General features: G+C 35.1%; 15 protein-coding genes. 1 reads left to right on the top strand and 14 read right to left on the bottom strand.

The genetic code is table 11. The features are described from left to right. Positions 1-3 precede the first annotated feature (3 nt). The 13 genes from J699_RS11870 to J699_RS0218605 form a co-directional block, all read right to left on the bottom strand. Positions 4-774, bottom strand: a complete 771-nt coding sequence (locus J699_RS11870; RefSeq protein ID WP_032867803.1) for a hypothetical protein — start codon at positions 772-774, stop codon at positions 4-6. Between the two features lie 1,046 nt (positions 775-1,820). Next, on the bottom strand, positions 1,821-6,107 hold the full coding sequence (locus tag J699_RS11875) for an NACHT domain-containing protein (RefSeq protein WP_032867805.1): 4,287 nt from the start codon (positions 6,105-6,107) through the stop codon (positions 1,821-1,823). Positions 6,108-6,275: 168 nt separating this feature from the next. Next, positions 6,276-6,506, bottom strand: a complete 231-nt coding sequence (locus tag J699_RS11880) for a helix-turn-helix transcriptional regulator (protein ID WP_032867807.1) — start codon at positions 6,504-6,506, stop codon at positions 6,276-6,278. A gap of 96 nt (positions 6,507-6,602) precedes the next feature. Further along, entirely contained in the window at positions 6,603-7,505 is a 903-nt protein-coding gene (locus tag J699_RS11885; protein ID WP_032867809.1) for a hypothetical protein, read from the bottom strand. 99 nt (positions 7,506-7,604) lie between these two features. Next, positions 7,605-8,720: a YqaJ viral recombinase family protein gene (locus J699_RS11890; RefSeq protein WP_032867811.1), complete on the bottom strand. Its 1,116-nt coding sequence runs from the start codon at positions 8,718-8,720 to the stop codon at positions 7,605-7,607. 148 nt (positions 8,721-8,868) lie between these two features. Continuing rightward, positions 8,869-9,918, bottom strand: coding sequence for a DUF932 domain-containing protein (locus J699_RS11895; RefSeq protein ID WP_032867814.1), 1,050 nt, complete (start codon positions 9,916-9,918; stop codon positions 8,869-8,871). Positions 9,919-10,118: 200 nt separating this feature from the next. Further along, positions 10,119-10,727, bottom strand: coding sequence for a hypothetical protein (locus tag J699_RS11900; protein ID WP_032867816.1), 609 nt, complete (start codon positions 10,725-10,727; stop codon positions 10,119-10,121). A gap of 37 nt (positions 10,728-10,764) precedes the next feature. Then, on the bottom strand, positions 10,765-11,091 hold the full coding sequence (locus tag J699_RS11905) for a hypothetical protein (RefSeq protein WP_032867818.1): 327 nt from the start codon (positions 11,089-11,091) through the stop codon (positions 10,765-10,767). Between the two features lie 9 nt (positions 11,092-11,100). Continuing rightward, on the bottom strand, positions 11,101-11,382 hold the full coding sequence (locus tag J699_RS11910) for a hypothetical protein (RefSeq protein WP_032867820.1): 282 nt from the start codon (positions 11,380-11,382) through the stop codon (positions 11,101-11,103). Positions 11,383-12,089: 707 nt separating this feature from the next. Further along, positions 12,090-12,734, bottom strand: coding sequence for a hypothetical protein (locus J699_RS11915; protein ID WP_032867822.1), 645 nt, complete (start codon positions 12,732-12,734; stop codon positions 12,090-12,092). Positions 12,735-12,924: 190 nt separating this feature from the next. Next, entirely contained in the window at positions 12,925-13,170 is a 246-nt protein-coding gene (locus J699_RS0218610) for a hypothetical protein (protein WP_032867825.1), read from the bottom strand. A 65-nt stretch (positions 13,171-13,235) separates the two neighbouring features. Next, on the bottom strand, positions 13,236-13,403 hold the full coding sequence (locus tag J699_RS19500) for a hypothetical protein (protein WP_153561899.1): 168 nt from the start codon (positions 13,401-13,403) through the stop codon (positions 13,236-13,238). A 545-nt stretch (positions 13,404-13,948) separates the two neighbouring features. After that, entirely contained in the window at positions 13,949-14,245 is a 297-nt protein-coding gene (locus J699_RS0218605) for a hypothetical protein (protein ID WP_032867827.1), read from the bottom strand. Positions 14,246-14,927: 682 nt separating this feature from the next. Between J699_RS0218605 and J699_RS11920 the strand changes: the two genes are divergently transcribed. Further along, on the top strand, positions 14,928-15,638 hold the full coding sequence (locus J699_RS11920; protein ID WP_032867828.1) for a hypothetical protein: 711 nt from the start codon (positions 14,928-14,930) through the stop codon (positions 15,636-15,638). A gap of 101 nt (positions 15,639-15,739) precedes the next feature. Here the strand turns inward: J699_RS11920 and J699_RS11925 are convergent, their stop codons facing one another. Further along, complete coding sequence (locus tag J699_RS11925) at positions 15,740-16,684, bottom strand: YagK/YfjJ domain-containing protein (RefSeq protein WP_032867829.1); 945 nt, start codon at positions 16,682-16,684, stop codon at positions 15,740-15,742. Positions 16,685-17,106 lie beyond the last annotated feature (422 nt).

The following is a 17,106-nucleotide window of genomic DNA, read 5'->3' as shown; positions in this document are numbered from 1 at the left end:
AATTTAATTAATTTTTTTAAATTCTAATAATTTAGATGGTCTAACTTTTTCAACTTCATTAAACAAACTAAAAGTCTGATTTAAATAATTCACCACCCCCGAAATTTGATCCATATACTGCATCAGCTCAGGCGTTTTTTCAGCTTGAAGTAGTTTTATTGTGCGTGATGGATCATAACCATCAAATTGACAGTAAAATAAAGGTTCACCACGTTTTAAAATTAAATCTTTAGAAGAGTCATGCCATTCAAATGCCCACATCAGTGGACGTGGCCAAATATGAATCGGAAAACGACCACCAAAAATTGTGCCAGGCAGTGGATTTTTACGGTAATGACCAAAAGCATCCAATTGAGTCAGATACACCACTTCATCAGCAATAAAACAGTAAGGAAGCTTAAGCTGTAAAATGGGAATTTGAGGACTGCGCCATTCATTTTCATTGACAAGTGTTAATAACTCTCTCAATTTATTTTGGCGTATAGGTGACTGATCACCTAGGACATTGACCAAGACTGGCTTACCATGGGCATCTCTGTCGAAACGCAAATGAAAGTCAAAAGGGCAATTAATTACAAAATAACGACTTTCCAGTTGCAATATCGCAGGGCAACGGCTTGCTGATTTAGCATGTTTTATTAGCGCCTGAGACCGCATTCTATAGGGCGGTTCATAAAGCAAAGAAGCCTTATTTTCTGTTAAAAACCAACCTACTTGGATTGGTCCTTCCCCATTTTTTTTTTGATCATCTTCAATTGTAAAGTGAATATTCATTTTTAAGCTTTTCTAAGTTTCAAATATTTTGCATATTACTATTTTCTTCTTGTATTTTTATACAGAATTATCTTTCTATTTTTAAATTTCCGATCAAAAGCAAAAAAATTTAAAAATGCTTGTTTGCCATTCCTAAAATAATCCAAAAGGAAGTCTTGACTTCCTTTTTTTAATTCAAAATCTGAAACAACTGCTGCAACCCTTTCTGGATATTGTGCAGATGATTCAACTTATCAGTGTGCTAAGACTGTTCAGCTTTTACTACGTCTGTACAGAGCTCATTAACAATTCCAGCCCCTCTCTCTACAACTGGCATTGCTATACCTTAGCCTTGCTACATAATCCAAAGCTTCCAGATCCCCCCGCAGCCTTACTTGCTTTATCAGTTTGTTTGGCTGGGGAACTACATCCTATCAATTCATACCACCCCGTATGGTTAAACCCAAGTAGTAGCTCGGGGTGCAATAACACTGAATAATCATCCATAGAATTGTGCATCCATCTTGTGACAGTAGACATAGATCAGTGTATGAGTGAAAAAGCTCTTTAATTTAGATATTTCATCTAAATTAGTAGCAACCTTACGATTTAATTCAACAATTTTTATATTAAACCGAATGATCTTGAATAATATTTGAGTGGAGGTGGCGTCAGTTGAATTAAAACAATATCTTATTGTTTTATATTAATTCTATTTAAAAAAATACGTCAAATTTACCCTGTTTCATCCCTCTTCTTTTTGAACATTTCTTGATAGATTAAGTTTCTGCCGAATAAAGTTCACCACAAAGAAATTTTTATAATATATATTTAATAAACCAAACCCACCCATTCTCAACAATAGAAAATCCATAAAATTACACTTATAAAGTTACAACAAATAACTCTTCGAAATTTATAATAGGATGACTACTCAGATTCCAACATCACCAACAATAGAAATTATAACTATATGAAAAAAGTACTGGCTCAAATTTAAAATGAAGATACAACTTAAAAAGTGTAAGTTATGAGATCAAATTTGAGCTAGTAAATTTGAAAAACCATTATGTAACTGCAACTAGTTTTCTCTTACTTAAATCAATAACAACAACTTTGATAGAATCTATTCCAATCCACTCATGGGCAATACTATACCAATATTCTTGAAGTGTTTTCTCCAAATCACTCAAACTAATTGTATTACCTTGAATTATCCAATTCTTGTTCGTTGACTGAGATACTAATAAAAATATTCCACAACCAGTAGTCCTTTCACGCAAATAATCACCAACCAATTGATTTCTTAATCTTTCACATAAATCAGTCCCACTCCAATCTTTATCAAGAATTTTTAATTCAATTGGTACTGGACTGTTTACAGTAGGGTTATCAAGCCTAATATCAGTTCTTTGGCTATTTGCTAATTCATTTTCTTGGGAAATTGAATATTTAGATTGTGCCTTTTTTCGTAACTCACCAGCAATTAGATTTCTCATCTCAGTTTCTTTCTCAGCTCTTTGCCAAGTAAGCCAAGGACTATCATCACCATTTTCAAGCCAGTCTTTTAGTTCAATTATCCTAAGCAATGCTAAATCAAATAATTCTTTATGTGTTTTTGGCTTGATATCCCCTAAAGCTTCAAATTGTAGTACTTGCTCAATGCTCCATGGCTCAGAATCACCACAAGACAAGGCAATATTGTGAGCAGTCTTTTCCAACCAAATACGTCTATTTCCACTTGGATGCTCTTTTAACAAATCTTTAATTGCATAATAACTTTCAGCACTAGGAACTTCTTTCAAATATGTAAAAATCAAATCTCTAGCCTCTTGTGCATCATCTCTAAGCCCAGGCGAATATACTCCTGAATTAGCTCTTTCTATATCATCATCTAGCTTTATATATTTATGCATTAAAGAATATAATTTCTTTAAATACTTGACCTCTTTAAACTTATTATTTCCTGCTTTTCCATTTATTGAATCTCTTTTACCCATCAACTGACAAATAAAAACTTGAGATGCTTGTATAGCATCTTCAATAACTAATGATTCCAACCAAGTAGTTAAGGATAATATTCCCTCTTCTGGGTCACAATCTACATAAAGTGCATACCACCATGACTTGTGTACAGGTAAACTTAATTCGTTAATTTTTTGTTGAGCCAGTAAACTAAAATCTGATTCTTGAATATCAGAATTTAATAAAATTTGTACTGCATATCTGTAAGTGTCTTTATGAAGTAATTTTGAGTTTTCTTTTAACCAGTCAAAAATTCTATGTGCTATATCCGTATGTATCCAAGGCGCATGATAAATGAGGTCATGCAAGACATGGTTATAATTGTGGTCAGCTTCAGGATCTGATGATCCTAGTTCCCATACAACCTCTTTGTTTATAGCTTCAACAACCTCATTTGGAAAAACTTTATAAAATTTTTCTAGCCATGATGGAAAACCGTTTAACTCCCATGAAAAATACCTTAAAGCATTTGTGATTTCCTCTGAATTTAATTTTTTATAAAACTCAGGATCCTTTTTATACTCAAGTTCCAACCCTATTAAACCAAATATTAGATCGCAAGGTGTACTGTGTTTTTTTAAGGCTTCTTCTGAATGCAATTTAGGTTTATAAACTCGCCAAAATTGTATAGCTGAATCGCGATAGGCTTGTGCTACTTCTTGTCCAAACTCAGGAATTAAATCTTCCCAATTCTGATATCCATAGCGATCTGTAGATATTCCACCATAATCAAGTTCACGCATCAACCAGAGATGATTATTTGTTAATTCACCATTTAAAATATGAGGGGAATTTGTGAGCTGTCCAGGATTATTTTTCAATCGCTGAATCCAATTTAATTTATCATTTTTTTCTCTTAACTCTCTTTTTTCAAGTTGAGACTGTCGCTTTATCGTATCTTCTTCAACTCTTTTTGGTATATCACTTTTAACATGTATAGGTGTTAATAAAGTTGCTAAATGATCTAAAAGTTGAGAATGGCTTTTACATGCCTCTTGTATTTTGGTTAACATTTCAATTGGTTGGTTCTGCTGTGAGTATATTATAAATGCTCGATTCAAGCAGATTAATTTATCATCAACACAATCTTTAATATCAATATAACTCAATAATCTATCAAAACTATCAGCATTAAATCCCCAAAAGTGTCCTAGACCTGAAATAACCCCATCATCAGTTAATCTATTCGTTCCTTTTCGAAGTAAATTTTGACGTTCTATTTTAATTAAATTCCAATATAACTTATCATTAAGATCCGACCATGTAGGTATAACTTCTCTCAATTTATTCTTTTCATTGAAATCATCAAAATCCCTTTGATACTCTAGAGCTGTAGCATTAATTAATATTTCTATTACTCTATCCTCAAGCCCTAAGGAATTACGCTCTCTAACTAATTTTTCAATAATTTGAAAAGCTATTTTTAAAGTCCAGGCATATTCTTTCGATATTTGATATTCTTTTATATTAAAAAAAGGTCCTGAAGTTAATATTTCTGCTATACCAATAAGTAACTCATATCCTAATATAGCATCAAGTTTCTGTACAAATTTCTCTAAGACCGCAGTTAACCCACTATGTTCAAATCTTTTATATAAAGTTGCATTTGCTAAAGACTCTATGAGTAAACTGATAAACTCTTGATCAGGAACAGTTTCATCGATAAGTTCTACAATTAACTGTCTATCTAGTTTTTTCCCGCCTTGATTTAAATTAGTCCAAAGATTGACTTTTTGTTCTCTTTGCCCACATGCCATAATTGCGCGAGTCGACACTCTCCTAGAGTACATATTTCTTTTAGAATCAAGCGCAATGGATGTAAGTAAAGAAAGACATTTAGTAAACTTTCCTTTCCATACCATTCTTCCCAAGAAGAAAATAACATCTTCATTATCATAATAAATTTTTATTAGTGATAAAACTTCATCTTCTAAATCAAAATCAGCGATTTTTGCAATAGAGTCATTATCTCTAATTGTTCGATCATCTTGGTTTTTTGCAATTCTTTCAACAAATTGTGAAAAAAGTTTTCTACGTACATCTAATGATAACTGTGTTGGGTCACCATTTTCAAAAGCAATTTCTGGTTGAAATTTTATTACATCTTGACAAATTTTTTCATCCAACAATATTAGCCAAGGAAGTATTGCTCGAAGTGAAGGTACTACAATTTTTTCGCCAAATTGCTCTTTAAAAAAAAGCATTTCTGTTGAAAGTCTATCATCCCCACTTAATAAATTTGAGAACCACTGGGCTGCAAGAAACTCTCGAATATCTCTATGTCTAAAACGAACTGCTTCATATATGATATCATTAAAAATAGCACAACTTAATAAAGCAAATATTTCTTCATTAGTCCAATCAGGAAGTACTTCAGTAGGATCTAAGTTTTTAGTATTGTGATTGGAGGAACGTACATTAATATTAGCTTTACGGGTCAGTATAACTGCAGCTGCTAGCCGTTGGGCTCCTTGAGTAAGTTTTTCTGGACTTATATTGATATTACGTCTATTAGAGTCATGCCTATCTGCTAATCTTTGATTAATATTATATTTAATAATTTCTAATCTAGAACCCAATGCCCCGTCATTTCTCCATTTATCAATAATACTTTCTAAATCAAAAGGCCTTTCAGCAAATTCTAGCAGATCATATCTTTCGATTTGATTGAGTAAAATTGGAATATTTTCTACCGATCGAGTTTCACAAAATTTTTTTATATCTTCTAAAGTTAAAGGAGAAAGAGTAAAAATTTTTAGTCCACTTTTTAGTTTTTCATCCTTTTCAGATTTATATTTTTCGTCTTTGATACCATAAAACAGTTCCGTATTTAGAATTTCTTCATCACTATCAAATTCCCAACTATAAGGGCGACTTGAAATATAAATATGACTTCTATGTACAGCAGCTTTTATTTTTCTTGCAAATTTTCTTATGGCTTTATGAAATTTTTTTGGATTTTCTAAACGAGCTTCGTCTACTGAGTCTAAAAAAAACCATGCTGAATCTGTAGAGGCTAACCACTCATCGAACTGGTCTTCATCTCCTATTTCAAACTCATTGACAAAATCATCATCTATATCCTCTATCCGAATGAAAAACGCGTATTTACCATCTGCTTTAATTCTTCTAGCACACTGTTCAAATTCTTTAGTTTTTCCTGCACCAGCTTCAGCCAAAATCACACATCTGTATTCAGTTAACAAATCGTCCCAACTATTTTTTGCTGCACCCCCCATGTTTAGTGAATAATCTAAATTAGACACATCTAAATTTTGATCTGACAATATTGGTGAGAATTTGCGATTTAACTGAATATAGTCATTCATAATCTATTGATAAAATTATTTAAAGTTATTCTCAGTATAACCATAATTACAAAAAATATGGGAGACTACCTATTTTGTATTTTATTTCTTAAGGTTTGTGATTAGAGGCTAATTTATATTTTTATCAAAAAAAAATAATTCAATTAAAAAAAGGGAGCATCGGCTCCCCTATTCACGACTCGCTAACTTTGCTTCAATCCATTGATTAATCTCCCAAGCAGACCAACCTATACGTTTTTGTGAGATCGTAACTTTCTTTGGAAAAGTCGGATCATAGTAAGGCGAATTTTCATCCATCATTTCATATATTGTCGAACGACATACACCTGTGAACTCGATTACCTGTTTTATATTTATGAGTTGATTCATCTGAAAAGTTTGACCTGTGAACGCATTCATGATGTTTTCTCCTAATCATTGATGCGAGCGGTAATTCGCTCAGATGATAGGTCAATCCAGTAAAATTTTACGCAGTCCAATGTTGTCCAAGCTCATCTAATTCAAAGTCTGAACTGATTGCTGTAACCCTTTCTGAATATCGTGAACATGAGTCAAGTCGCTAGTCTGCTGATGCCGCTCTGGTTTTGGTTCATCGGCGTAAAACTCCTCAACAATATCCAGTCCCTCTTCACTGCCCACCTCAAAACTAGCATTGCCGTAACTTTGTCGTGCCACATGGTCCAGCGCTTCCTGATAAAACCCTGCTGCCTTGCTCTGTTCATCCATCTGTTTAGCAGAAGTGATAGCATCATTGAGATTTACTCCATCCCGCAAAGTTAAGTCCACGTAGTAGATCGGAGTACGATAACTTTGTGTTGTGCTTTTACCTCGTAAAGTCAGTTGTAATGGCAAACAAGAAAGTAAGTCACCCGATGCAGCATGATAGTAACGAAGCCGTGCTGCCAAAGTACGAATACTATTAAAGTCTGTTGTTCTAAAGATGAATGCGCCAAACTCATCCGATTCATCCAGATTGACATACAGCCGTCCATAGGGCTTGCATAATCCTCCTTGTGCCAAAGGACATAAATCAGGTGATGGGCATGAATGTTGTTCAATCCCATTCTGCCCAAATCGCTGACAGGTTTCACCATTACCTGAACAGATCAAACGTCCTGTTTGCCTGTCAAATAAACTGTACTCTGCACGCAGGTTCAGTTCAGGATCATTAAAGATCATACGGACTGGAATGCTTCTAAGCTTTTGGTTTTGATTCGGTGATTTGGCTCGTAGCTGTTCATCAAGTGGATGCTTGACCCAGCCATCCTTGTTCTGGATTTGGCTGGTAATGGTAAACTGGTCATCCTTTTCAGGGACACGTTTCCCATTCTTTTCAACGATTTTACCGATACTAATACGACCCAGTACAGGTGGTGTAATTGCGAGACCTTTAATCATAATGATTTCCTTTAAATAAAAATTGGATATAAAAAAACCCAGACCTGTTTGGGTCTGGGATTGGCTAGTTGGATTGATAGATTGTGGATAAAGAATGATTTATCCACCGTTTGGATAAATCTGAAAGCGTCTTGTTCCAGCTTTAGTTTGTGGAAACAGCTGTAGATATTCAGGATGCTGTTTAAGAAGCGATTTACAGTCTAGACTGATTGAGTCTTGTGATTTCTTCCACGTCACTGAACCACCTAGAAACACAGCTCGCTCAGCATCTTTTATCATCATTTGTAGTTGATGTTTTAACTCATCAAAATACTGCTGATGTTGCTCAACCTTATGTCGCTCCTCTAACAATTGGTTAAATAGGTAGTTGGCTTGCTCGTTTTGAGTCAGGTCTTCTACGGTTAACGGAATCTGTTCAGGATAGAGTTGTTGCAAGGCCTTGGCTGCCGACTCAGAGGCATCGACACTGGGTGGAATTCCTGATTCCACACATTGCCAGAAATGGCGTTCAGCATTGATGATGTGCTGAATGACAGTCTCGTTGCGTGTGACCTTAAATATCTTGGTTTCATGTCCACAGATTAGGGCACAGATATGCGCTGCTTGTTTACCAGTCACTGCGAGTTGATGTTGCACCTGACATAGCACATATAGGGGTACACCATCTCGCCACAGCTTTGCCCCATATTCCCCCACGGTTTTACATTCGAGAATCTGCACCTCATCACTGCCCACCACAGCAAAGTCTAGGTTTGCCAACATAAAGTGTTTGTCTTCATCAGGGTGTTGCAACACTGCATTGACTCGACGCACTTTGTGATTGGTGTGCATGCTGTAGTATTCAGCCACCAAGGGTTCCAACTGCTTACCCCAATATAACGGTGCATAGCCTGCACTTTCGTCCTCAATGTTTTGCTGCATCCGACCTTTCTTGATCATCCATAGTTCCAGCATCGACATATAAGGATTCAGTCCACAGGCCGTTGCAGCATCACTGCTACCAATGCCCTGTTTTCTAACTTCTAGCCATTGCTGGTAATTCATCTGCTTGGTGTTGGCTAGACGTTTGGCAGTGGGTGATTTGGTTTTTCGTGAGGGATTGCGTTTGCTTCGAGTTCCCACCTCAACCTGTTGAGTGGGTTGATTTAAGTTTAGTACGTACGGTTGTAAGGGTGGATGACTTAACGTGTTTTGAATTTGCGTATTGGTATTCATTGCAAATATTCCTATATGTATAAAATCGTAAAAGCTAAATTTGGGGCATAAAAAAGCCGCATCTGAGGATGCGGCTAAAAGTGTTGCTGTGCTTGTACGGTGTTACCGTATGCTTAGGCTAATGTAGAAGGCTTAACTAAAACTGAATTTAGGCGATCATTCTTAAAGCTTGCTCAAGTCCTCGTTGTTTAATCACTGCACCGGCACCAAACCAAGCAGAGTCCAGACGATAATCCTGACTCATGGCCCGACGTTCATGATCCACAAATTCAGTGATGCTGCACAGCAAACCATAGGCTGTGTCTTTAGCTGAGCTAAGTTCTGCTCCACGTCCCTGTCCATTAAACATAGTCATGACTTTAGACATAGCGCGTCCATTCCGCTCAGTTTTATTATCTGCTTTGGATGGGTTCGTTTGATTGGGCATGGCTGCATTACGATAGAACTGGATAATACTTTCATCCTGTTCAGCGATACTCAGATTAGTGTTGTTAAATACTGCATCAAAGTAGGCTGCCGCTTCCTGTTGAGTTACCTTACGTTGACTAAGTTGCTTCATTTCATACATATGTTCATCCCATGCACGGACTGAAATACCGAGTTGCTGTTTGACTTTCTCTGCATCGAACTTGGTGCTATGCGGAACTTTTACCACACCAGGACTGGTGTTCTGTCCTTTGAGAGCAATCGCTAAAGTGTTATTACACACCACCCGAATACTGGTAAATTGAGCTGTTGTTGCTAATGTCCCGTCACAGGCGGTTGCCAGAAGAATATAGCCATTGCTGACATCCTTACCCTTAAGTTCTGCGCTCTGTCCAGTTTTAGCCAATGCCCAAAACTTTTTACCACCTTTGAGTACACCTGCGGTTTCCAGTTCAAAACCTGATTGTTCAGTCAGATCTTTGTAGAAATCTAGGATTTCCAGGGGTTGGACTTCCTGAAAGCGTTGGCTCACCACTGATAAAGGTGCATGAGTATCGGAACGGTAAAGTACTCTCTGTTCCTCATAAGGCATAAGGATACTCTGCCCCTTTTCATTCTGTGCCATGTAACTAACATCAGAAGTCTCAATTCGCCAATCCATCCCTGCCTGCTGTGCCCATACCTCAATAGGTTGATTTGGAGTAAGTCCATTGCCTAAACCATGCCAAGGGGTTTGTCCTACAAATGCCATTGTTTCTACTAAGTGCGCCATAATTGTGTCCTTATAAACAAAAAGACTGCTGGACCTCACTCCTTGTTAAAGGAATGAAACCCAGCAGTCTTAGATGAGATTAATGTTGATGAGAAGGAAACAATTCAGTGAATTATTTCATTCTATGTGTTGATTCATCTTAATGTTATATAACTACAATTTTTTCCAATTAGGCTTTTTGTGCTGTATGACTCATATAGTTATTGTGGTGACATCACGACCTGACGGCCATCCCTGAGTACAGCAACAACTTCCCTGATATTGCGTGGATCACAATTTAAGAAGAAACGCATGGAATTACCATAGGTAATCGGATTAGCACCGCTACGGTAATCAGCTCTACAATTTCCTCTATTCACAATCAATTTATCCATCTCAATACTATCTGAGAGTGAAATCAGATTCAGATAAGCTGTTTCAACCACACTAGAGCCATAGACATGATTCTTCACTTCAATGCGATATTCCATACTCGCATCCGTATTTTCGGGGAGCGGTGGAACATTCGGATCAGCACGTTCATTATTAAAGGCTTCCCATTCTTCTAAACCTTTTTTAATAAATGCTCGCATCTCCTGAATAGAAGATGTTTCTAAATGATTTAAGTAAAACTCTGCCTGATTTGCAGTCTCCTCAATTGGTGAGGTTCTCAGAGAGTTTAAGTCTTCTTTCTCCACCACTGTTAATTCGGCATGTTCTGTGACAGGTTGGACTTCTGCCTGTGTTGTTTTATTCGATGCGTCTGTTTTTGCCTTATCACACCCTGTAACCATCAAGACTACAGATGTCAGTAAGATCAATCTTTTCATTTTCTCCCCCTATAAACTGATTCCTCCTAAGTAGAAGTTAGTTGCCTTGTCTCTGCATACATTGCTGGTAGTACTTATCTCTAAACATTTGTTTGGTTCTTTCAAAAGTTGCTGTACCACCACGGTCATATTCAAAGGCATCATGGAGAATCGGTTTAAGTTGTTCCCGAAGTTCCTCATTATTTCCAGCCAGCAATACCATTGCATTTGCCATATTGCTTTGTTTCAAACGCATATCCATTACTGTTTCAGCAACGTCTGCTTCTTCCTGACAAGGGTCATTTGTTGCAGCCTGTTCTTGCCCAGAAGAACATCCGATCATGAGTAGAGTTGTCATAATCAAAAATGTTTTATTGTTCATCATCACTGCTCCTTATCGACTGCATTTACCAATGGTATAACCTCGGGCAAAGTCCATTTTCTTTTGGTCTTCTTCAGTGCTAATTGGTTTATTAAAGAATGGTTTTCCATAAGCCTGACGAATCGTATCGTAGCGGCAACCACAATAAGCTTCAGTTTCCACGGCTGTTTTAATGGCTTTATTTGGATACATGCATTGTTCAATGTAACCCTTACGGTCTTTTGTCTCGGACGAACAGCCTGATAATGTTTGTGCAATGATGATTGCAAGAATGCTGAATGATTTAATTTTCATTAAAGCTCCCCTATATCTTTTTCTCTATTGATAGTTTTTAAACCTACAAGCGTACATACACAGAACAGAAAGCTGTTCGTGAATAAATAAGAAACGCCAAAGCACCGATTAAACGTTGAAGTTAAATCAGTTAAATAAAAGAGATATCAGTGCAGATAGAGGAAATTATGAATCGTCATGGTTAACTCCTTGTGTGCTAAAGAAGTTCTACCAAATCACTGTCAATTGATTATGGTGGTAGAACGAAGGCGGGTTGACAGACTGACACACAAGAATCAGCACGCACAAGGCGTCCCTCCCTCGCCCTACCGCAACGAAGGGGGACGAACGAGTTCGCCACCAAAAAATGACTTTTTTGATGTGCTTGTGTGTAAGCGGTCTGTCAAAACCGACTGACAATGTAGGTCAGCAAGCTAAGAATAATAGTGAGGCGGGATGAAGTCAATTCAGATGGTTAGGAATAGATCTTATTTTATATATTTATTGATTAGTTACAAAAACAGCATAACCTAATTTCTAAATTTAAACTCTACTTACGAAAACCGTGAAACATTCATTAAATATCAGATGTCAAACGTAAATAATCATGAAAAAAGTCGTTCTAGTTAGCTTAATTCTAGAACGACTTTAACTCAGGCATTGATGCTTATATGGAAAATTTAAGCATTTAGTATAAGGCGTATTATGTCAATTTTAGAGGAACTTAATTACTTTTTATCTGTAATAGACTGCGGACCTCGTATTGAAAACTTTTTACTATAATGTGGTGATGTAAAATAGACTTTACCAGTCTTTACAGCTGAAAATAGTAATTTTTTTATTGCATCATCAAGCCCTTCCTCTTTATAAGCAATTGAGTCTTCATTCACAGAAAAAGGGAGGTCTGGGTTTATAGTCTGACATTTAACAAATGGATGTTTAATTTCCTCAAGATATTTATAAAATGCATCTTTAGGAATAGCTAATCCGAACTGTCGCCAAGCGTATTTTTTTCCCCAATAATAACCATCAGTTGCAGAATGTTTAACTCGAATATCATTTTTTTGCGTATTAGATTTTTTCTCTTCTTCCGCGAACTGTTTAGCACAAGCATATGAAAACTGTGGATTAGCAATATCTGCTTTAGCTGTAGATGAAATATCTATAATTTTTTTATCACCCTCTTCATAATAACCGATATTGTAGTGGATGCCTTCTTCTAACTCAGCAACACCATTTGCTTCAAAAGAGTAAACGGTATCAGTGGTTTCTGGAGTAAATGTATGAAGAAATTTCCCCGAATTTCCAATTGGAGTCATTTTGTAATTACTAACTATTAAATTATGAATAGTTTTTAGCTCTCTAGATTTCATTAAGTAGTTTACCTTAAATATAACTTTACGTTTAATAATTCTTTTAGCATAGATAACCTATAATTTCACTTCCATTTAATATAATGATTACTATACTAAATAAAAAAGCACTGATCTAAGTCGAAGCTTTTTTTACATATATAAAAATTAGATATTAATCATAATGTAATAGAAAAAGCATGACTAAAAATCAACAGCACTTGCTATCAATATTAGGTGGTAAATCTTTGTATTCAACAGGTTTTTTATCAAAAAAAGTATAATATTTTTTGCAACTGCAACAAACTTTCACGCCCGCTTGATAGTTGACCAATTTATGCTTGTTTCTTACGCATGTATTGTATAAATCTTGAATTTCATCCATGCTTAATCGCTCTACTTGATTTTCAATTTCTTCGGAGAAGAATATACTTCTTTTACTGCTATCATTTGTCATCGTTAGTCTCTCATATGAATCAAATTGCTTATTAAGCAATTTGATTCATAATTTATAAATTAAACTTAATCGTTACTTTTAGGTCTTCCAAGTGAATAAATATACAAGGTTTCATGCTCACCTTGAAAAGTTGTTGGTGGCGCTAATAAAACCCAACCTTGAGCTATTAATGCATTTGCTTCTCTTGAGGAAGTAACCTCTTTAACTTCGGCTATATTTGACATATCAGTCATCTTGAAATCCTTGTAGTATTATTAAACCATTTTAATAATACTTTTATATTTGAGTCTAAAATTTTAATTTCAAGGGTAGATTTGGGTTAAAAAGAGTTTACGTTATCTAATGATAGATTCTAATCACAAATTTGGACTTAGGGTACTGGGCCGCTACATCCAAATTTTATCTACAGGAGTTGAGTATGACTCAATTCCTTTAAAAGCGCCAAATAGCTATAAATAACTTGAAGTCATTCTAATCCTATTGGGTCTTCACGCTTAATCACTCCCAAACCATTTAGATATTTATAAATTTTTCTTCTTAAGCACTTAAAATATTTTCTATGCTACTGCTATCATCCATCAGATCTTCTACGTGTATGACAATTCCAATAAAAACTCAGAACCCAATCCTTTTAAATCTTTATCCTTTAAGGATTCTCAAAACTCATTAAATTTCATTGAACTTTTCGAAATATTGTTGTCTAAACCAGCAATTCTTAAAACTAGTAACTCAAATTAAATTCAAAAATCAGAAATTTTTTATAGATTGATACCCTGACCTATCTATACATCTGTTTATTATCAATGTATTCCAATTCGTTATAACACATATAGCAACCTATACTTACTGGAGCCATATACAAAGCAAATAAACCAATCATAAACCAAACTCTGTGATTGAATACATATTCTTGGAATTGGGGTGACAAAGTTATAAATGTATTAAGGAATAACGATGCTCCTTGAAATAAAAGATATGAAACACCTGCACCTAAGAATGCAACACCTACGGCTTTTGCCCTTCCACTTAGAATAAAATTAACAATCCAAACAAGTACTTTTTGAATTATTTCCATGATTCCTATCTCATTAATGACATTGATTGATTTTTATTCATAATAGATTCTTCAGTCAACATTCAAATAATTTAGTACGACAATCTATGTCTCTCATGGTTATCTTATAATCAATGAACTGTCAACTTTAAGATAAGAAGTATTGAAATAAGGTAGATTTACTTGTGACAATCTCTACTATAATTTTGATCCATGTTCTAAGAAGCTTTTTTAACTAATAATGTATAAGTTAAGAATTTTGACTTGAGTCATTTTTAATCCATCTACGTTTGCCATTCTCAAAGTGCCCATGACCAAAAGTCTGCATATCTTTGATAGCTTTCACTCGAAGCCGCTGTGTGTCCTTTTCAGGTAAGGGAAAGTAATTGATTACTGGGATAAACGTTCCCAACCTCCTTCTATATCTCTTGAACCCCTCCCAAGCTGTCTAAGGCTTGCAATATACTGTTCAACATCTTTTTTAAACATTAGCTTAAATTTGCTGCATTCCATAAAAACAGTAGACTAGATTATCTAAATTCTGAATGTAAGGGCTTTTTAAAATCCAAAAATTATTCATACAAATAATTTAATGATGGGTAAATTTCATACGACATAGACTGCCGCCCGATATACTCTTAACCATTTACTATCTTCTATTTAAAACTCTAATCTATTAAAAAAACTTATGAGGAGTTCCTTTATGCTAAGTTACCTTAACTTAGTTCCTGATGCTGCATGGTTCGCTGCTCTTATACCAGTTTTACTTACATTTTGCGCAGCTTATAAGAAAATTAAAGACAGCGAAATGTTTCAAGATATCTTTGGCTTATACCAACATTTTAAATCTAAAGAAATCTTAGAACTCGAGCAAAACTTAAACACCATATATCTATCTAAAGAAGATAAAGTCTCATTCCAATACGAATTAATAGTAGCCATTTTACAGAGAAACCTTAAAACCCAGGAGCAAAACCTATCATTATTGAGATATTTCAAAAGCTTAATCCATAGCCACTATGCTGCAAGAATTCATAACAACTGCCACGATCTTGTTAAATTTAATGAAGCCAATCAAAGTTTTGAATTAATTAAAGAGATTTCAAAAGAAGAAGCAAAAAAATCGGAGAATATAGGCGCAGCTCTATTTGCTACTAGTGGAATTCTTGCTTATTGCTTTGTAATTTTTATGCTTTTCTTCGTCAATACAGGTATAGATTTTAAAAAACACATTGGTCTAGGAATACTCTGGGGATGCATTAACCTTCTATTCATGTTTATTATCATCTATATTGGGTCTCGTATTTTGAAATACTTTATGCGCAAATCAAATGCGTTAAAATTGTTAAGCTTACCGAAGAAAAAACTGGATGTTTCTCCAGAAGACAGTCAGCCAATAAAAGAAGATGATTAAAGAAAATAAAAATCGGGAGGGGTGCATCGCCCCTCCTCATAACCCCCTAAAGCGTAAAATGTTTTTTTTAAGTGACAATGTATAAGTTGAAGTCGGCAGTTTTAGCGAGGTTTAATCCTTCTCCTTTTTTTGACTTCAAACCGTCCTGTATGAAAGGTACGCATATCTTTTAATTTGACACGCATCCGTTGAGCATCTTTTGTTGATTTGACCAAATACAAAAATGCAGATTCAAGTCGCTCCCAATCACCTGAAACCTCCCGTGAAATTGGACCTATACCAATCTTGCATCCTGCTCGTTGTAATTGCTCAAGATACGATTTGTCATGACAACTAAAATAAGCACCACGCCCCTGAGTAATCTCATTCCATTTCCGTCCTATCAACATAGCAAAATGTACGCCGCTACGATGTAATGCTCCATCATAAATAAGTAGTAAATGGACATGGTAGCCACACTTTTCTGCTTGTTCCATAGCCCACACATAGCCATGCAAATTTTTAAAACAAGTATCTTTATTTGAAAGACGATTTCTAAAGACCCTAAAATCTTGATCAAATTTCTTTATATTAATTTCATCCCGAACCTCTTCATGATAGAACAGGTTCACTCTAACAATAAGTAATTTACGATAATGATGAAAAAGCTTTTCCATATATCCTATTAATCTTTTTTTACTCTCCTCCTCCTGCCTATAAAATTGGTATAGAGCATTTTCAATCTTAAATTTAAATGTCTTAACTTCTTGTGCATAAGCATTTAATTCATCCATACAAACATGATCAACAAAAGTATATGAATCACATAGGGGAGGATCTAAACTATATCTTTTAAGATCAATAATTGACTTCAAATGTACAAAAGAAAGAATATAATCACTATATTGATAGTCAATATTGTAAACTAGATCAAACTGCGTCATTAATTCAATGAGTTGTTTCTTCATATTTGGGTATAATCCCCCACTCATCACATCTAAAACAAAACTTTCCACTTTAAATAGAATAAATGATTCATCTTTTCTCTGTGTCATTGTAACAGTCATGGTGAGAACTCCTAATCTAATCTCATCCAATATGCACACTGTCTTTTTTTTAATTTTATAAAATCAATATCTCTTGTTTTCAATAACTACTCATCTCAATAATTTATTTACTTCATTAATAAAATATCATATTAAACCTGAGTACGATGATTCTAATAATATAGACTACCCACTAAGACACACAGATTTCAACCTTTCAAATGATCCAAATTCAGCTATCCTTCTTAGGCGTTTTGATCTACTTCAGTGCCAAAAAACAAGCTAACGTTAGCCCATTCGAGCTCACTACTAGAAGCAAAAATTCAAATCTTTTTTGAGTAACAGTGTCCACTTATTGATGATCCTACCTCCTTTCCACATATCAAAAAACTCAAGTACACTCTTTATTAGATTAAAAAACGTATGATCAATTTAAAAATGCT

Source organism: Acinetobacter sp. 1000160 (genome assembly GCF_000588715.1).
Classification (GTDB): Bacteria; Pseudomonadota; Gammaproteobacteria; order Pseudomonadales; family Moraxellaceae; genus Acinetobacter; species Acinetobacter courvalinii.
The sequence above is the reverse complement of the archived record's forward strand: the minus strand, read 5'-3'. Positions and strand labels throughout refer to the sequence as shown.